Annotated in this window: 15 protein-coding genes; 8 read left to right on the forward strand and 7 right to left on the reverse strand. The window is 71.8% G+C overall.

What is annotated here, in order from left to right:
• Positions 1 to 18: 18 nt before the first annotated feature.
• Together BZB76_RS34365 and BZB76_RS28955 are read right to left on the reverse strand one after the other, a co-directional pair.
• Positions 19 to 1962: a hypothetical protein gene (locus BZB76_RS34365; protein ID WP_147449590.1), complete on the reverse strand. Its 1944-nt coding sequence runs from the start codon at positions 1960 to 1962 to the stop codon at positions 19 to 21.
• A gap of 280 nt (positions 1963 to 2242) precedes the next feature.
• A complete protein-coding gene (locus BZB76_RS28955; RefSeq protein WP_246007281.1) occupies positions 2243 to 2830 on the reverse strand; it encodes a YbhB/YbcL family Raf kinase inhibitor-like protein in 588 nt (195 codons plus the stop codon).
• Between the two features lie 386 nt (positions 2831 to 3216).
• Here BZB76_RS28955 and BZB76_RS28960 point away from each other — a divergent pair, with 386 nt between their 5' ends.
• On the forward strand, positions 3217 to 4590 hold the full coding sequence (locus tag BZB76_RS28960; protein WP_121437611.1) for an NAD(P)/FAD-dependent oxidoreductase: 1374 nt from the start codon (positions 3217 to 3219) through the stop codon (positions 4588 to 4590).
• Positions 4591 to 4690: 100 nt separating this feature from the next.
• Here the strand turns inward: BZB76_RS28960 and BZB76_RS28965 are convergent, their stop codons facing one another.
• Positions 4691 to 5500: an ABC transporter permease gene (locus BZB76_RS28965; RefSeq protein ID WP_121437612.1), complete on the reverse strand. Its 810-nt coding sequence runs from the start codon at positions 5498 to 5500 to the stop codon at positions 4691 to 4693.
• Positions 5497 to 6504, reverse strand: a complete 1008-nt coding sequence (locus BZB76_RS28970; protein WP_121437613.1) for an ATP-binding cassette domain-containing protein — start codon at positions 6502 to 6504, stop codon at positions 5497 to 5499. Before BZB76_RS28970 ends, BZB76_RS28965 begins: the two co-directional genes overlap by 4 nt.
• A 264-nt stretch (positions 6505 to 6768) precedes the next feature.
• Here BZB76_RS28970 and BZB76_RS28975 point away from each other — a divergent pair, with 264 nt between their 5' ends.
• Together BZB76_RS28975 and BZB76_RS28980 are read left to right on the forward strand one after the other, a co-directional pair.
• Positions 6769 to 7329: a PH domain-containing protein gene (locus tag BZB76_RS28975; protein WP_121437614.1), complete on the forward strand. Its 561-nt coding sequence runs from the start codon at positions 6769 to 6771 to the stop codon at positions 7327 to 7329.
• Positions 7326 to 8879, forward strand: a complete 1554-nt coding sequence (locus BZB76_RS28980; protein ID WP_246007282.1) for a PH domain-containing protein — start codon at positions 7326 to 7328, stop codon at positions 8877 to 8879. Before BZB76_RS28975 ends, BZB76_RS28980 begins: the two co-directional genes overlap by 4 nt.
• A gap of 12 nt (positions 8880 to 8891) precedes the next feature.
• Here BZB76_RS28980 and sepH read toward each other — a convergent pair whose 3' ends face one another.
• On the reverse strand, positions 8892 to 10574 hold the full coding sequence (gene sepH, locus BZB76_RS28985; protein WP_121437615.1) for a septation protein SepH: 1683 nt from the start codon (positions 10572 to 10574) through the stop codon (positions 8892 to 8894).
• Positions 10575 to 11009: 435 nt separating this feature from the next.
• Here sepH and BZB76_RS28990 point away from each other — a divergent pair, with 435 nt between their 5' ends.
• Positions 11010 to 11954 (forward strand): hypothetical protein, encoded by a 945-nt coding sequence (locus BZB76_RS28990; protein ID WP_121437616.1) that lies wholly within the window; start codon positions 11010 to 11012, stop codon positions 11952 to 11954.
• Between the two features lie 288 nt (positions 11955 to 12242).
• Here BZB76_RS28990 and BZB76_RS28995 read toward each other — a convergent pair whose 3' ends face one another.
• The gene (locus BZB76_RS28995; RefSeq protein WP_121437617.1) at positions 12243 to 13553 is read right to left on the reverse strand and encodes a D-arabinono-1,4-lactone oxidase; all 1311 of its coding nucleotides are present in this window, start codon (positions 13551 to 13553) and stop codon (positions 12243 to 12245) included.
• A 104-nt stretch (positions 13554 to 13657) separates the two neighbouring features.
• Here BZB76_RS28995 and BZB76_RS29000 point away from each other — a divergent pair, with 104 nt between their 5' ends.
• Together BZB76_RS29000 and BZB76_RS29005 are read left to right on the forward strand one after the other, a co-directional pair.
• On the forward strand, positions 13658 to 14617 hold the full coding sequence (locus BZB76_RS29000; RefSeq protein ID WP_121437618.1) for a ferrochelatase: 960 nt from the start codon (positions 13658 to 13660) through the stop codon (positions 14615 to 14617).
• Complete coding sequence (locus tag BZB76_RS29005; protein WP_121437619.1) at positions 14614 to 15426, forward strand: inositol monophosphatase family protein; 813 nt, start codon at positions 14614 to 14616, stop codon at positions 15424 to 15426. The genes BZB76_RS29000 and BZB76_RS29005 overlap by 4 nt, the downstream gene beginning before the upstream one ends.
• Before the next feature lie 120 nt (positions 15427 to 15546).
• Here BZB76_RS29005 and BZB76_RS35000 read toward each other — a convergent pair whose 3' ends face one another.
• On the reverse strand, positions 15547 to 15723 hold the full coding sequence (locus BZB76_RS35000) for a hypothetical protein (protein WP_170180802.1): 177 nt from the start codon (positions 15721 to 15723) through the stop codon (positions 15547 to 15549).
• Positions 15724 to 15929: 206 nt separating this feature from the next.
• On the opposite strand from BZB76_RS35000, the gene BZB76_RS29010 reads away from it, so the two are divergent.
• Positions 15930 to 16583: a response regulator transcription factor gene (locus BZB76_RS29010; RefSeq protein ID WP_117404189.1), complete on the forward strand. Its 654-nt coding sequence runs from the start codon at positions 15930 to 15932 to the stop codon at positions 16581 to 16583.
• Positions 16580 to 17830 (forward strand): sensor histidine kinase, encoded by a 1251-nt coding sequence (locus BZB76_RS29015; RefSeq protein WP_246007283.1) that lies wholly within the window; start codon positions 16580 to 16582, stop codon positions 17828 to 17830. Before BZB76_RS29010 ends, BZB76_RS29015 begins: the two co-directional genes overlap by 4 nt.
• The last annotated feature ends 15 nt before the right edge of the window (positions 17831 to 17845 follow it).

A 17845-nucleotide genomic window follows, 5' to 3' on the forward strand; every position in this document is an offset into this window, starting at 1 on the left:
GGCCCTCGGTCGAAACTCTCAGCGGCGGTAATTCTCCCAGTCGTCGGTTGGCTGGCGGGAGCCGTACGGGCCGGTGTCGTTCGGCTGGCCCTGCTGGAAACCGCCCGGTTGGCGGACGCCGTACCCGCCGGACCCGTACGACTGGGTCGCGCCCGGGTCGTTGTAGCCACCGCCCGAAGCACCCTGGTCGGGTGGTGGGGAGAGCGGGTCCGCGCCGCCGTTGTAGCTGCTGCCGCTGAAGTCGCCGTAGACGCCCGACCCGCCGGTGCCGCCCGCGCCGGAGCCACCGTCGAACCCGGCGTACGGTTCATGGCCGGTGCCGCTCAACGGGTCGTCATAGCGGGCGGAGTCGCCGTACGCGGGAGCCGTCGGGTAGCCGTCGCTCTGCTGGCCCTGCCCGTATCCGGACGTGCCGCCGAGCCCCGACGAGTCGTAGCCGGACGACGTCCCCGCGCCGACGCCGGAGTCGTAGCCGCCGGTCTGACCGGGTGCGGACCACGGGCCCGTGCCGCCCGACCCCGAGCCCGTGCTGAACGAACCGGTGCCGAGAGGGTCGCCGAGCGGGTCGTTCAGCGAACCGCCGTAGGAACCGCCGCCCGTGTCGGACGGGGACGGCGAGCCGGACGACCGCTGACGGTCGTTCTGGATGCGCTGGAGCAGCTCGTCCACGGTCGGGAGCTTGTGCCCGTCGGTGTCGGTGCCGGGAGCGCCGCTCTGTGCCGCGGGGGCCGCCGGAGCCGGAGTCGCGGGCGCCGGTGGGGCGGGTACGGAGGGAGCGGGCGTCGGGGGAGCGGGCGGTGCGGACGGCTCGTCGGTGCGGCCGAGAGGCAGGCCGAGCGGGTCGGACACGCGCGGGTCGCCGCCGGGCTGACCGCCGCCCGGCGCCGACGACCCGAGGCCGAAGTCGTAGCCGTCCTGGCGGCCCGCGGCCGGGGGACCGGCGGCCGCGGCGGGACGACCGCCCAGCGGGTCGGACCCGTAGGACGGCTCGTGCGTCCCGTGCGGGGACTGGTCGCCGTAGACCGGGTCGTGACCGCCGCCGTACTGGTCGCCCTGGCCGAAGTCGGCCGCGCCGAACGCGGGCTGCGGCTCCTGCCCGCCGTAGGCTTCCTGCCCCCCGTAGGTCTCCTGACCGCCGTAGGTCTCCTGACCGCCGTACATGGGTTGCTCGGGGACGCTCGGACCGCCTCCGTAGGGCGACTGCGGACCGCCCTGCGGGCCGGGACCGCCGGTTCCGGCGAGGTCGGCGGGGATCGGGTCGAGCGCGGTGGAACCCGGGTCCTGGTTCGCGAACGGGGAAGCACCCTGGAACCCGCCGGGCGCGGCCATCTGCTGGGGACCGGTGCCGCCGCCCTGGCCGCCCGGCGCGCCCATGCCGCCGAAGGCCGGGCCGTCGGCGCCCATGGAGACCGGCTGGGTCAGGCTCTGCTGGGGTGGGACGGGCTGGTCCGCGGGGGCCTCGACCGGCGGCTGCGCGTTCAGCGGGTCGGCGGCGGGGTCGACGTCGGCGCGCTCGTCGTCGTGGTCGTGCTGCCACGGGAACTTGGGCTTGTCGAAGGTGATCGTCGCCCAGTAGTCGTCGTCCGCCATCTCGTCCGACGCCTGGCCCCTAGGCGCAGGCGGCGGCGGGGCCTGTGGCCCCTGCGGTCCCTGCGCGGCCTGGGCGGTGGGAGCGGCGAGCGGGCCGCCCGCGACACGGCGGTCGTGGGCCGGCTCGGGAGCGCCCTGACGGTCGTAACCGGAGTCGTACCCGGTCTCGTAGCCGTCGTTGTACCCGTAGCCGTCCGGGCCGCCCATGTCCTCGTGCGACGGGGCCCCCCGGCGGCCGCGCGGCTGCGGCTCGTCGTCCATCCAGTCGTCGTCGTCGCGTCCCGCCCTGCTGGCCCGCAGGCCAAGGGCCACGAGGACGACCACGAGGACCACGACCACGATGAGGCCGAAGACCACGATGTATGAAGTCATGCCACCACCCAATGCCTTGGCTCGGCGAGGAGTTCCGGCGCGGACCTCGGGTCCGTTCCGGCTGTCGCCGGCGGCCTGTCGTCCTCGGGAGTCCGCCGCCCCGGCTTAGCCCGATTCTGTCCGACCGCTATGACCGTTGTCACACCCTTCGCGCACATTTACCCTCACACGGCGCGTGCCGACCGGTCGAGTTCCACCCGTCGGTACGCCCCTGTCGGCTCCGGCCCCCCGGTGGGGTCCGCCTTGACCCTGTGCTGAGACTCCACGGTCAACGCGCCTACTAACCGCCGAAGTTCCCGGTGATCCGTCCCCGTCCGATCGTGTGCTCGGCGATGGCGGGCAGCGAGTCCTTCAGTGCGGCGCCGTTCTGGAACGGTGCCGGATCGTCCAGTGCGTAGATGGTGAACCGGTACCGATGCCGCTCGCCCTTGGGCGGGCACGGCGGCGTGTATCCCGCCTTCTTGTCCGTGGTCAGCCCTTCGACTGTCCTGTCCAGACGTGCTCCCTCGACGACTTCGTTCACGGTTCCGTCGATGCCCGCGATCACCCAGTGGACCTCGGCGCCGCCGGACGCGTCCGGGTCGTCCATGACGATCGCGAACGATCTGGTCCCGGCCGGCGTGCCCGACCACCGGAGCGGCGGGGTCTTGCCCTGACCGCCAGGGTACGTCGTGCAGCCGTACCGCGGGGGCAAGTCGCGGCCATCGCGGAAGACGGGGCTGGTCACGGTGAACCATTCCGACAGTTCGGCGCTCTTGTTCTGGGGCTCGCCGATCAGCCCGCAGCCGCCGACGGTGCCGGCGAGCGCTAGCGCCGCGACCGCGGTCACGGCCGCGGCCGGAATCGGACGCCGGTCTCTGCTCATCATCGATTTCGCTCCCGGGCGAGATCGTACGCCGCGCGCCGCCGCGTCGCCGTCAACTCGGCTCCGCGTCTCGGTGGCCGCGTCCGCCGCCGGCGCCCCCTTCCGTGTCCGCCCCAACCATAGGGCTTTACGGGGACTGGATCGCGCCTTTCGTCCCGTCGGGTGACGGCGTTCCGGAAGCGGGGCCTGTGACGTTGGTCATGCGTGCTTTGGCCATATATGTCGGGAAATATGGGAAGGAGTGGCGAGTTTCACAGCGTCAGCAGCCCTGATCTTTGCCGGTTCGGGAAATTTCTCTGTTCTTCCCGGGGTTCTGGTTGGTGTCGGAGGCGCCTCATCGAGTAGCTTGTGAATGTCTTCACAAGCCGACCATGACATTGGAGACCGCAATGGCCAGGACTGCCCAGGAGACCCCTGGTGCTCCCCACATCCTCATCGTGGGCGGCGGCTATGTGGGCATGTACACCGCGCTGCGCCTGCAGAAGAAGCTGAAGCGCGAGCTGAAGCGGGGCGAGGTGCGGGTCACCGTCGTCGACCCCAACACGTACATGACGTACCAGCCGTTCCTGCCCGAGGCCGCCGCCGGGAACATCTCCCCGCGGCACGTCGTCGTTCCGCTCCGCCGGGTCCTTCCGAAGTGCACCGTCCGCAAGGCCCGGGTGACCGAGCTGAACCACGAGGAGCGCTGGGCGATCGTCCAGCCGCTGGCGGGCGCTCCGGAACGGATCTCCTACGACTACCTGGTCATGGCCGCCGGCGCGGTGCCGCGGCTGCTGCCGATCCCCGGGCTGGCCGAGAACGGCATCAGCCTCAAGACCGTCGGCGAGGCCATCCACCTGCGCAACCACGTCCTGGAACAGCTGGAGATCGCCGAGTCGACCGACGACGAGGAACTGCGCCGCAAGGCGCTGACGTTCGTGTTCGTCGGCGGCGGGTTCGCGGGCGTCGAGGCGGTCGCCGAGCTTGAGGACATGACCCGCGACGCGACGAAGTACATGCGCAACGTCACCCCGCAGGACCTGCGCTTCATGCTCGTCGAGGCCACCGACCGCATCCTGCCCGAGGTCGGCCCGGACATGGGCAAGTGGACCGCCGAGCAGCTGCGCGGCCGTGGCATCGCGGTGAAGATGAACACCCTGCTGCGGTCCGCGGTCGGCGGCCGGATCGAGCTGTCGGACGGCAGCGCCTTCGAGGCCGGGACCCTGGTGTGGAACGCGGGCGTGAAGCCGTCTCCGGTCGTCCGGAACGGCGACCTCCCCGTCGACGAGAAGGGCCGCGTCAAGGGCACCGAGTACCTGACGATCGAGGGTCTCGTGCGCGCGTTCACCGCGGGTGACAACGCCGCGATCCCCGACCTGACCCAGGACGGCGAGTTCTGCCCGCCGAACGCGCAGCACGCCGTCCGGCAGGCCAAGCTGCTCGGCGACAACATCGTCCGGTCGCTGCGCGGCAAGACCCTCAAGCCGTACGTCCACGGCAACCTCGGCACCGTCGCCGGCCTCGGCCTGCACAAGGGCGTCGCGAACCCGCTGGGCTTCAAGCTCAAGGGCTGGCCCGCGTGGTTCTTCCACCGCAGCTACCACGGCGCGATGGTCCCGACGTTCAATCGCAAGATCCGCGTCGTGGCGGACTGGACGCTCGCGCTGTTCCTCAAGCGCGAGACCGTCTCCCTCGCCACCGTCGAACAGCCCCGCGCCGACTTCGAGCTAGCGGCGCTCGACGGTGCGAAGGCGAAGAACGAGATCACCGAGAACGCGGCCTGACGCTCCAGGGCACGCAGCGAAAAGCCCTCGTCCTCCGGCGCTGAGCGTCCGGAGGACGAGGGCTTCGTTCATGGTCGGGTTCGGCCGCCACTCCCGGCGGTTACGCGCGCTTCTTGAAGGCGCGGAGGGAGAGGGGGGCGAAGACCAGGGCGATGCCGAGGCCCCACGCCAGGGCGATCCAGGCGTGTTCGAGGACGGGACCGCCGACCAGCAGCCCCCGCATCGCCTCCACCAGGTGGGTCACCGGGCTGTTGTCCATCACCCAGGCCACCGGACCGGGAATGCCCTCGGTCGACTTGATGAACGCGGTGCTCAGGAAGCTCAGCGGGAAGATCACGACAAAGCCGAAGATCTGCACCTTCTCCGGCTCGTTGACCTTCATCGCGATGAACACCGACGTCCAGGAGAACAGCACCGCGAAGGTCAGCAGGAGGGCGAACGCGGTGAGCAGGGCGAGCACGTTCGTGCCCAGCCTGAACCCGATGGCGAAGCCGACCGACAGCAGGATCAGCATCGACCACGCCTGTTTGGCGGTGTCGGCGATGATCCGGCCGAGGAGGGGGGCGCTGCGCGCGATCGGCAGGCTCCGGAACCGGTCGAAGACGCCCTTGGTGATGTCGGTGTTGAGGCCGAAGCCGGTGCTCATCCCGGCGAACAGGGCGTTCTGCGCGATGATGCCGGGAATCACGATCGGCAGGTACGCGTCGACGCTGCCCTCCATCGCGGGGCCGAACACGTACGAGAACAGCAGCACGAACATGATGGGCTGGATGGACAGGTCCAGCAGCTCCATCGGGTTGTGCTTGATCTGGACGAGGTTCCGCCAGGCCAGCGTGAGGATGTTGCGGACGGCGGTGCCAGGGGCGACCCGCTTGGAGAGGCCCTGCGGCGCGAACGTCGCGGTGGTCATGCGGACGCTCCTTCCTTGTCGGTCGCCTGCTGCCTGGTGGACTGCGCCAGCTCGTCGGCCTCGGCGTCGATGTCGTCGGTGTGATGGCCGGTGAGGGCGAAGAACACCTCGTCCAGGCTCGACTTGCGCAGCGACAGCTCGCCGACCGTGACACCGGCCTCGTCGAGGCGCCGGACGACGGCGGGCATCAGCTGCGGGTCGGTGATCGGCGTGCTGACCAGACCGTCGTGGACCTCCGGAACCGCCCCGGCCAGTTCACCGACGATCTTCGCCACGGCGTCCAGGTCGGGCGCGTCGACCGGGCGGACCTCCAGAACCTGGCCGCCGACCTGCGCCTTCAGCACGTCGGACGTGCCGTGCGCGATGACCTGGCCGCGGTCGATGACGATGATGTCATCGGCCAGCTGGTCGGCCTCCTCCAGATACTGGGTGGTCAGCAGCACGGTGACGCCGTCGTCGGTCAACCCGCGGACGATGTCCCACAGCCCGTTGCGGCTGCGCGGGTCGAGGCCGGTGGTGGGCTCGTCCAGGAACAGGATCTGGGGCCGTCCGACCAGGCTCGCCGCCAGGTCGAGGCGGCGGCGCATGCCACCGGAGTACGTCTTGGCGGCGCGCTCGGCGGCGTCGCTGAGCTGGAAGCGGTCCAGCAGCTCGGCCGCCCGCGCCCTGGCGGCGCGGCGCGGCAGCCCGAGCAGGCGGCCGATCAGGATGAGGTTCTCGGTGCCGGTGAGCATCTCGTCCACCCCGGCGTACTGCCCGGTGAGGCCGATGAGCTGGCGCACCTTGTGCGCCTCCTTGACGACGTCGTACCCGCCGACCCGGGCGGTGCCCCCCGTCGGTTCGATCAGCGTGGCGAGGATCCGGGTCATGGTGGTCTTGCCGGCGCCGTTCGGGCCGAGTACGCCGAGGACCGTTCCGGCCTGGGCGGTGAGCGAGACGCCCGCCAGCGCCTGGGTCTCACCGAACCGCTTCTCCAAGCCCTCGGCCTGGATCGCGAACGTCATGTGATCTCCTGGGTGTGTGAACTCGCCGGACGTCTCTGCTCTGCGGAGAGCAAGGCCAGCCAAAGTATGCGGAGTTCGATTGGATTGCATCCTGTTTTTTCGCGCCGCCCGCATCACGCGCTGTGCGGAGGCGCTCGGGACGTCCCACAACTTCGCATGTGCCACTGACAAAACGGTGACATCCGCTTGTTTGTGCCCTGAGTGCCGCGGTTCGCACCCGGAGGAAACAACGGGAGGGCGCCTCCGGCGTTCTAAACTCGCTCTGTGACGTCGGTGCGGCGCAGTCGCCACAGGGACGGCGGGGGGCCGCGCCCGCCGCGTCTGCGGCCGCCCGAACACCGGGTGTCGCGCCGCGCGATCGCGCACTGGGCGATCGAGTACCTGCTGCTGTGGGGGCTGGCGTTCGGCCTCTCGGTGGGCGTGGCGGCCTGGGTGGGCGACGCCGGGTGGGACGACATGCCCGGCTGGCTGTCCGGCCGGATCGGCTGGCTGCCGTACATCGTCGGGGCCGCCGGACTGCTCATGGTGACGGTCGCGCCCGTATGGCGGTACCGCGTCCACCGCTGGGAGGTCAGCGCCGACGTCGTCTACACCCGGACGGGCTGGTTCAGCCGCGAATGGCTGCTGGTCCCCGTGGGCCGCATCCAGACCGTCGACACCGAGCAGGGCTGGATAGAGCGGATGCTGGGTCTCGCCACGATCGAGGTCAACACGGCCTCGCACGCGGGGTCGTCCGAGGTGTCCGGCCTTCCGGTGGACGTGGCGACCCGCCTGGCCGAGGATCTCGCGCACCGCGCGCACGACCTCCGTGACGACGCGACGTGAACCTCCGAGACGACGGGGCCGCGGGCGAACCCGCCGCGCACCCGCACCGGACGGTCGAAGCGTCGTCCAACGGCCGGCCCGACGCGGGCCGGCATCCCGCGCCGAACGGAAGCCGGACGCCCCCGGCGGACGCCGGTGAGGAGCAACGGCTGCACCCGCTCACGTTCGTCGTCGGGGCCGTCCGGGAGCTCATCGCCCTGGTCGCCGCCGCCGCGACGGGACTTCTCGTCGGGGGGCTGTCCACGGCGTTCTACTTCGCCCTCACCGGGCTCGCGTTCGGGCTGCTGTTCCACGTCGCGAGCTGGGTGACGTTCACGTACGTCCTGTACGGCGACCGGATCGAGTTCCGGCGGGCGCTCATCGGACGGTCGGTCAAGAGCATCCCGCGCGACCGGATCCGGGGCGTGGACATCACCGCGTCCCTGCCGCACCGGCTGCTCGGGCTCGCCGTCGTCCACATCGACGCCGGGGCGGACGGCGGCGAAGGGTCCCTCAACGCCGTGACCCGGAAGGAGGCCGAACGGCTCCGCGGCGTTCTGCTGGCCCGCGACGCGCCCGCGCCGCCGCGCCGCGTCCTCGCCCGGATGCGCCGCCGCTGGTACGTGTACGCGCCGCTCAGCGGCGCGTACCTCTTCACGCCGTTCGCGCTGGCGGGCAGCCTGCTCGGCACCGCCTACAACCTCGGCGACGACCTCGGGCTCATCACGCGGGAACGGGTCGAGAACCTCGGGCATGACGTGGTGGGGCTGCCCACCGCCCTGGTCGTGGCGCTGACCATCCTCGTGCTGATCGCCATGCCGGTCATGTCGGTGATCGTCTTCACGCTGTTCAACTGGGACTTCACCGTCCATGAGAGGGACGGTTCGGTCGTCGCGGAACGCGGGCTCGTCACGCGCCGCAGCGTGTCCCTCGAACGGCGCCGGCTGCGCGGCGTCGAACTGGCCGACAACCCGTTCGAGCGCGTGGCCGGAGTGACCCGCCTCGGCGCGCTCATCACCGGGCTCGGGGACGCCGCCCACCGGGGTCGTCTCCTGCCCGCGGCGCCCCGCGCGGTCGCCGAGTCCCTCGCCGCCCGCGTCGTCGGTGACGTGCCCGGCCCCTTGGTGGCGCATCCGCCGGCCGCCCGGGGACGCCGGCTGGTCCGGGCGGTGGCGACGCCCGTGGGCGTCGCCGTTCTGGCCCTGCTCGCCGGTCAACCGTGGGTCGCCGCCCTGTGCGGGATCCTGGCGGTCCTCGCCGTCCCGCTCGGACTCGACCGCTACCGGCAGCTCGGCCATGTCACGGACGGCGAGCGGCTCAGCGTCCGTTCGGGCTCGCTGCGCCGCCGCCAGGTGGTCGTCGAGCACGGCGCCGTCGTCGGGTGGCGCGTCCGCCGGACCCTCTTCCAGCGCAGGCTCGGCCTGGCGACGCTCATCGCCGCGGTCGGCGCGGGAGACGGCGGCTACGCCGCCACGGACATGGCGGAAGAGGACGCGCTGGCCCTCGCCGCCGCGATATCCCCCGCCTGGGTGACGCCGTTCCTGGAGGTTCCGCCCGAGTCCGGTCGTTGACGTCGGGCGGGCCTATTCGGGACGGCGGGCGCCGAACATGATCTCGTCCCAGGACGGCACCGAGGCGCGCTTGGCCTTGGACTTGCGGCGCCGCGCCGGTCGCGCCGCCGGTTCGCCACTGGCCGCGGCGGGCGACGAGGCGGCGGGCTTGTCCTGGGCGGCCGCGGCGGGCATGGCGGGACGACCGGTCTGCTTCTTCTTCGCGGGCGGGCGCGGGGACTGCCGCTGCGGGGCCCGTTGCGGCGTCGCGGGCTTGTCCGGCGCGGCCTCGCCGCCCTCGCCCTCGGAAATTTCGGCCTCGGGGGCCTCGGCCTCGGGGGCTTCGGGCGCCGTCGGCTCGGCCTCGGGCGGGGGAGCGGAAGCCTCGCCGGACGCCTTCTCGACCGGTGCGTCGACGGCCGCCTCGACAGATGCCTCGACAGATGCCTCGGCGGGTGCCTCGACAGGTGCCGTGTCGGACGCGGCGTCGTCGACGTCGCCGGTTACGTCGTCGGTCGTGTCTTCTCGCCGGTCGGCGACCGCCTTCGGCTCCTCGGCGGGGATCGTGTCCTTCTCAACGGCGGCGTCGCCTTCGTCCTCCTGCTCCTGCGGGTGGACGGTCTCACGCGACTCCACGTCCGCAGTGGCTTCCGCGGCGGGCTCGGGCTTCTCGGCGGAGTCGGTGGTCTCGCTGGAGTCGGTGGTCTCGGTGAGTTCGGTCTCGTCGGCCGGTTCGGTCGCGGCGGTCGGACGCAGCGGTGCGGGCGGGACGGCGGCGGGTTCGGAACGGTCGTCCGGCTCGTGGGGCTGGGCGGCCTCGCGCAACGCCACGGTCTCGCCCGGCCGGCGGAAGGGGCCGCGGGGGTCGTTTCCGGGGCCGTGCTCGACGATGGAGGCGCGGGGCTCGGCGGCGCGGAGGGGCTCGCGGACGGCGGACCGTTCGGGTCGTTCGCGCCGTCCGAGCTGTTCGACCGGTTCGGGCTGGTCGGGTTCGGTGGGCAGGCCGCGCGGGGCCAGATCGCGCGGCTGGTCGCGGGGCGGCAGTTCACGGGGCGGCAGGTCGCGGTCGCTGGAGACGACCTTCATGGCGGGACGGCGCGGGACGAGCGGGGTGACGGTGTCGGAGAGCGGCTCGTCGTCCCATTCGACGGCGGTGAGGCGGGCGGCGATCTCGTCCAGCGGGGAGACATGGCGCCGCCGCGGGTCGAAGGTCCATTCGGCGGCGTGCGGGCGTCCGTTGTCGAAGAAGGACAGCCGGACGCGCCAGGTGTTGTCCTCGCACTTCCAGGAGTCCCATTCGACCTCCTCGAGGTCGACGCCGCCGCGGCCGAGGCGTTCCTCGACGGTCTCGCCGAGCGGCGGTCCGGGGGTGGACTCGCCGGGGCGGCGGACGGCGACGCGTTGCGCCTGCTGTGCCATGTACTCGCGTTCCTGCAGGACCGGGCCCTCGAACCAGCGGACGCGTTCGACCGGGATGCCCGCCGACTCGGCGATCTCCTCCGCGGTCTCCCCGGAACGGATTCGGGCCTGGATCTCCTTGGGGCGCAAGGGACTCTCCACTTCGATCTCGAACTGGCCGAGGCGGGAGAAGTGCCCACGGACCGCGGCGCGGAGCCGGTCGTCGACGGGCAGGGTGAACCGGGTGCCTCGGCCCGCGGTGGCCAGGACGAGGTACGTACCGTCCTCGCTGACCGCGACGAGGCGCAGCTCCTGCATGCGTGTCCTTCCTGCCCTGTCATGATGGCACGGAGGACCCCGGACCCACCCGCCGTGCTCTCAAACCGGCCGGCCGTCCGATGCCCACCGAGGGCGCATGCGTGCCCTTCCCCCGGGTTCCCGAGTCTCTCTTTCGGACACACCTGCTGCCAGCACCGTACCCGGCATGTCCGAACATCGCCGCTCTCGAAGCCCTCTTCACGAGGCCGAAGAGGGCACCTGACCAAGCTTGCCGGGGACGCGACCGGCCCGGGGGCGCCCGGCCGGATTCTTGTCCATCTTTTTCCACACCGTGCCCGACGGACGTCCGGCCCCGTGCGTCCTCCGACGTTGTGAGCGTCACGTTCTCGCTAGGAACAACCTCAACGTCCTGATTAGTTGGTCTTGCGGGGATTCGATGGCGTTCATTGCGATGGACAGGGGTGAGTGACCGTAATGCCGCGTAAGCTGCCGGAAGTCAGCACGACGCAGCTGATCGCGAGCGCGACGGCGACGGCGATCGCCGCCTTCGGCGCGTCCTATCTGGGCGTGTACGGAACGATCATCGGTGCGGCGCTGATGAGCGTGATCTCGACGGCGGGCTCGGCGGTCGGCAAGCACTACCTCGACCAGGGCCGCGAGCAGATCAAGGAACTGACGCACCTGCAGACGGCCGCGCGGCGGCGGGCGACGGCGGAGGACGCGGCGGACGAGGCGACCAGCGCCGACCCGACCCGCACCATCGCGTGGTCGGGCGATCCGAACGCGACGCGGTTCGACCCGGCGTTCGGTGGCGGTGACCCGAACGCGACGCGGCTCGACGGCACGTTCGGCGCCGATCCGGGCGCCACCCGCCGGGACCCGGTCGACGCGATCGCCGCTTCGCTCGCCGAGGAGGCGGGCGAGGACGCGGTGCGCCAGGTCGTCCGCCGGTCGGCGTGGCGGAGCACCGTCGAATGGGCGAAGGCGCGCTGGGTGATGCTGGTGGTGTCGTCGGCGGTGGTGTTCGGCATCGTGATCGCCGGCATCACGATCTGGGAGGCGACCACCGGGCAGCCCATCGGCAGAAGTGACAAAGGACTGACCGTGACGAATGTTCTCGGTGGCGGGGGCGCGCAGAGCGAGGACGCGCCGTCGCCGTCTCCGAGCGACCGTCCGACCGAGCCCGACACTACCCCGAGCGACACGCCGACCGGTGAGGCGCCGCCCACGCGGCCGAGCACACCGGACGGGGAGCCGACGACGCGACCGACCGAGCAGCCCACCGAGGAGCCCACGACCGCGCCCACGACCTCGCAGCCGACGCAGCCGGCCACGCCGGCGCCCACCGAGGATCCGCCGGGCGGCGGCCAGGAGCCCGGGGCCACCAACCCGCAGGGCCGCTCCGCGCCGACCGGCTAGCTCCGCGCCGTCCGGCTAGCTCCGCGCCGTCCGGCTGGCTTGGCGCCGTCCGGCTGGCTTGGCGCCGTCCGGCTGGCTTGGCGCCGTCCGGCTGGCTTGGCGCCGTCCGGCTGGCTTGGCGCCGTCCGGCTGGCTTGGCGCCGTCCGGCTGGCTTGGCGCCGTCCGGCTGGCTTGGCGCCGTCCGGCTGGCTTGGCGCCGTCCGGCTGGCTCCACGCCGTCCGGCTGGCTCCACGCCGACCGGCTGGCTTCGCGCCGACCGGCTGGCTTGGCGCCGACCGGCTAGGGGTCAGTCGCCCAAGACGCGCCGGGTGTACGGGTTGGCGAAGCGGCGGTCAGGGTCGAGTTCGTCCCGGAGTGCCTGGAAATCGCGGAACCTCGGGTACGTCTTCTCCAGGTACGCCGCGTCGCGCGTGTGGAGCTTGCCCCAGTGAGGGCGGCCTTCCAGTGAGGTCATGAGGTCCTCGACGCCGCGGAAGTAATCCTCGTGCGCGTCGCGATGGTAGACGTGCACGGCGATGAAGGCGCTGTGCCGTCCGTGGGCCATCGACAGCCAGGCGTCCTCCGGGGGGAGCACCCGCACCTCGATGGGGAAGCTGATCCGCCAGTCCCTTCGTGCGAACAGGGAGCGGAGTTCGCGCAGCGCCGGGACGAGGCGATCCCGCGGTATCGCGTACTCCTGCTCCTTGAAGCGGACCGTCCGCGAGCTGGTGAAGACCTTGTACGAGGTGTCGCTGTACGTGCGGGCACCGAGCGCCCTGGCCGAGATGCCGTTCATGTACGGCGTGACTGCGGGCGTCAGGTGCGTCAGCCGGTTCACGGCCCCGAAGACCGTGTTGGACAGGAACTGGTCGTCCAACCAGTGCTTGAGTTTCGGCAGCGGCTTCGCGGGGCCTTGGCCGCGGTTGTTGCGTTTGGTCAGGCACCCCTCGGTGTGCGGGAACCAGTAGAACTCGAAGTGTTCGTTGTCGGCGTCGAACTCGTCCAGGCGTGCGAGGACCTCGTTCCACCTCATCGGCTCTTCCCGCGCGTGCAGGAGGAACGATGGAACGGTCCGCCAGGTGACGGCGGTGACGACGCCGAGCGCGCCGAGGCCGGAGCGTGCCGCGTCGAACAGGTCGGGACGCTCGGCGCGCGAGCACGTCACGATGGCGCCGTCGGCGAGGACCAGTTCCAGCGCGGTGACCTGTGAGGCGAGCCCGGCGGTGTCGCGGCCGGTGCCGTGCGTGGCGGTCTGGAGGGCGCCGGCGACAGTCTGCTCCTGGATGTCGCCCATGTTGGCCAGCGCGAGTCCGTGGTCGTCCAGGACGTGGTTGAGTTCGCGCAGTGTGAGCCCCGCTTCGACGGTGACGAGCCCGGACGCGGTGTCGACCGAGCGGACGGCCGTGAGCCCGGTGGGCCGCAGCAGGACGCCCTCCGCGACGGCCGCGCCGGTGAACGAGTGACCCGTGCCCGTCATGCGGACCGTGAGCCCGTCGGAGGCGGCGGTCCGCACCGCCTCGGCCACCTCGTCCGCGGTGCGCGGGGTGCCGACGCGGCGTGGTGCGGCCCGCTGGTTTCCAGCCCAGTTCTGCCAGGTCGGGTGGGTCTTGGGGGACATGCGGTGACTCTAACTCGCCGGCTATTCGCGAGGAAAGCTCATGTTTTGTGACCGGCGGCGACGGTGCGGCGTGAGCGCTGGGACACAGCTGATTTGATGGAGGCATGACTTCGTCCGCGCACACGAGCACGCCCTACGACGCGCTGCTGCTGCTGTCGTTCGGCGGCCCTGAGGGGCCCGAGGACGTGTTGCCGTTCCTGGAGAACGTGACACGCGGCCGCAACATCCCCCGCGAACGCCTGGAAGAGGTGGGGGAGCACTACCACCTGTTCGGCGGGGTCAGCCCGATCAACCAGCAGTGCCGTGACCTCAAGGCCGCCATCGAGGCCGACTTCGCCGCCCACGATGTGGGGCTGCCCGTCTACTGGGGCAACCGGAACTGGACCCCGTACCTCGCCGACACCGTCCGGCAGATGAGGGCGGACGGCATCCGGCACGCCGCCGCGTTCGTCACGTCCGCCTACAGCGGGTACTCCACCAACGACCAGTACCTCGAGGACATCAGGCGCGCACGCGAGGAGGTACCGGACGCGCCCGTCATCGACAAGCTGCCCGTCTACTGCGACCGGCCCGGCTTCCTCGAACCTTTCGTGGACGCCACCCGAGACGCGCTCGACCGGCTCCCCGAAGACGCACGGCTGGTCTTCACCGCGCACAGCGTGCCGCTCGCCCAGCCCAACCGGGAACGGTACGTCGCGGAACTGGAGACGGCCGCCCGGACGGTCGCGCGGAAGGCGGCCCCCGGGAAGCCGTGGGACCTCGTCTACCAGAGCCGCAGCGGCCCACCGACCCAACCGTGGCTGGAGCCCCAGATCACCGACCATCTGGAGAAGCTGAGCGGCGAGGGCGTCCGCGGCGTCGCGGTCGTCCCGATCGGGTTCGTCTCCGACCACATGGAGGTCAAGTTCGACCTCGACGTCGAGGCGGCGGAACGGGCCGCCGAACTCGGCGTCGCGTACGCGCGGGCCGCCACCCCCGGCACCGACCCCCGCTTCGCCGCGCTGCCCCGCCACCTTCTCGCCGAGGCGACAGGAGCCACCGCGACAGGAGCCACCGCGACATGAGTCACGCGGACGAACTGCTGGAGCTGGCCGCCGCGACCGCGCGGGAGGCCGGCCGGATGCTGGTCGACAAGCGCCCCGCGGACGGGCCGGACGTCGTCCAGACCAAGTCGTCCCCGACCGACGTGGTCACCCTGATGGACCGCGCCGCCGAACAGCTCATCATCGAGCGGATCCGCGCCGTTCGACCGGACGACGCGTTCCTCGGCGAGGAGGGCGGCGACCACGCGGGCGGCAGCGGCGTCCGCTGGGTGGTCGACCCGATCGACGGGACCGTCAACTACCTCTACGACCTGCCCGACTGGGCGGTCAGCATCGCCGCCGAGGTGGACGGCACGGTCGTCGCCGGGGTGGTGGAGATCCCGCTGCGCGGCGAGACCTACACCGCCGTGCGCGGCGGCGGCGCCCTCCGGCACACCGCGTCCGGCGCCCGCGAACTTCGCGTGAACTCCCGGGTGCCGCTCGGTGAGGCGCTGGTCGCCACGGGGTTCGGGTACGCGGCGGGGCGGCGCGCCCGGCAGGCACGGGTCCTCACCGATGTGCTGCCGCGGGTGCGCGACATCCGCCGGGGCGGCTCCTGCTGCGTCGACCTGTGCTCCCTCGCGGCCGGACGGATCGACGCCTACTACGAGCGCGGTGTCCAGGCGTGGGACATCGCCGCGGGCGGTCTGATCGTCCGTGAGGCGGGCGGACGGATCGAGGGCCTGCACGGCGTTCCGCCCAACCCCGAGCTGACCATCGCCGGGGGACCGGGCACCTTCGAGGCCCTGCACGACCTCCTCGCCCCGCTGGACCCGCTCGGCGACGACTGACCGCCCGGGACGCCGACACGCGGCGACACGCGGCGACACGCGCCGACAGACCGCCACAGGCTGATACGGGGAGCCCGGGACGTGTCCGTCCCGGGCTCCCCGTAAGCTCGTGCGCGTCGTTCAGTCGCAGCGGGGTGGCTCGACGCCGATATCGTTGTTCGCTGCGATCCGGCGCAGGTCGTTGATCTCCTCCTGGCGAATGTCCGCCAGGTAGGTGTCTCCCTCTGCGTGGGCGTTCCGCAGCGACGCGTACGCGTCATCGAGTCGCTGCTGGATCATGCGTGACAACTCGCCCATAGGCCTCCTCCCGGATCGTGCCCAGGCTTACCCAGGCCTAGGCTGAAGGTAAACCTGTTCGCCCTGCAATTTTCGCCGCGATTTGCGTCGAGAACGGCACGGCGCGGACGACGATCCGCTGAACAGGTGTTTACGGGCGCCTTACGGCTCCCGTGGCATATCTGGAACCCCGGGGCGGCGGTCGCCCCGGCCATGGAGGGGGACCCGTGCGTGTGCTAGTCGTCGAGGACGAGCGCGTGCTCGCCGACGCGATCGCGACCGGTCTGCGCCGGGAGACGCTGGCCGTGGACGTCGCCTACGACGGCGCGGGCGCGCTGGAGCGGGCGGGCGTCAACGACTACGACGTGATCGTGCTGGACCGTGACCTGCCCAAGGTCCACGGCGACGACGTCTGCAAGCAGCTCGTCGCGCAGCGCTACCCCGCCCGGATCATCATGTTGACGGCGGCGGGCGAACTGGACGACCGGGTCGAGGGCCTGTCCATCGGCGCCGACGACTACCTGGCCAAGCCGTTCGCGTTCGCCGAGCTGATCGCCCGGGTGCGGGCCCTCGGCCGCCGCGCCGCCGCGCCGCTGCCGCCCGTGCTGGAACGCGCCGGGATCACCCTCGACCCGGCCCGCCGGGAGGTCGCCCGCGACGGCCGTCCCATCGAGCTGACCCGCAAGGAGTTCGCCGTCCTGGAGGTGCTGCTCAGCGCGGACGGCGCCGTCGTCAGCTCCGAGCACCTCCTGGAGAAGGCCTGGGACGAGCACATCGACCCGTTCACGAACGTCGTCCGCGTCACGATGATGACGCTGCGCAAGAAGCTCGGCGACCCCCCGGTGATCGAGACCGTGCCCGGGGTGGGATACCGGCTGTGACCACCGAGCCCACGCCGCAGCACGGCCCCGACGAACCGCGGCGGCCGGGGACCGGCGAGCACCGCGCCTGGCGGCGCCCCGGCCCGCAGCAGGTCCCGCAGCCGCCACCGGCCGTCAAGGGGATGTGGCACGGCGGCGATATGAAGGCGCTGCCCCGGATGAGCGTCCGGCTCCGCCTCACCCTCCTGTACGGGCTGCTGTTCTTCCTGGCGGGCGCGCTGCTGGTGTTCGTGATGTCGCTGCTGATGGCCGACATCCTCGGCGGCGTCAAGGTGATCGGCTTCAACATCACCGACGAGCAGGCCGCCGCGTTCCAGCGCCAGTTCGTCGAGCAGACGATGCGGCGGCTCGTCGGACGGTCGCTGCTCGCGCTCGGCGGGGTCGGCATCATCACGCTGGTGCTCGGCTGGTTCGTCGCCGACCGGGCGCTCGGCCCGCTGCAGCGGGTCACGACCACGGCCCGCCGCCTGTCGGAGAGCACGCTGCACGAGCGGATCGCGCTGGAGGGCCCAGACGACGAGATCAAGGAACTGGCCGACACGTTCGACGCGATGCTGGAACGGCTCGGGCAGGCGTTCGACTCGCAGCGCCGCTTCGTCGCCAACGCCTCCCACGAACTGCGCACCCCCCTCGCGATCAACCGCACGCTGCTGGAGGTCGCGCTCGGCGACCCCGACGTCTCCGACGACCTGCGCGCCGTCGGCCGGACGCTGCTGGCGACCAACGCCCGCCACGAGCGGCTCATCGAGGGGCTGCTGCTCCTCGCCCGCAGCGAACGGGAACTGGTGACCCGCACGCCCGTCGACCTGGCCGAGGTGGCCACGACCGTGCTGGAGCGCCCCGGCCGGGGCGGCGACGGCACCGATGTGACCGTCCATCCGGAGTTGACGCCGGGGAAGGCGCTCGGCGACCCGGTGCTGCTGGAACATCTGGTGTCCAACCTCGTCGACAACGCCGTGAAGCACAACGTCGAGGACGGCGGCGAGCTGTGGATCCGCACCGGCATGCTGGAGGGGTACGCGACCGTGCAGGTGGAGAACACCGGGCCCGTCGTCCCCGCCTACGAGGTCGAGCGGCTGTTCGAGCCGTTCCGGCGGCTGAACGCCGACCGGGTCGAGTCGTCCAAGGGCGCCGGGCTCGGCCTGTCCATCGTCCGGTCGGTGGTACTGGCGCACCGCGGTGCCGTGTACGCGGCGCCGCGTCCCGGTGGCGGGCTGATCGTCACCGTCCGCCTCCCTCCCGGCTGAGCCCGCACCGTCCCG

Origin of the sequence: Actinomadura pelletieri DSM 43383 (assembly GCF_003634705.1) — a bacterium.
In the GTDB taxonomy this organism is placed as follows: Bacteria; Actinomycetota; Actinomycetes; order Streptosporangiales; family Streptosporangiaceae; genus Spirillospora; species Spirillospora pelletieri.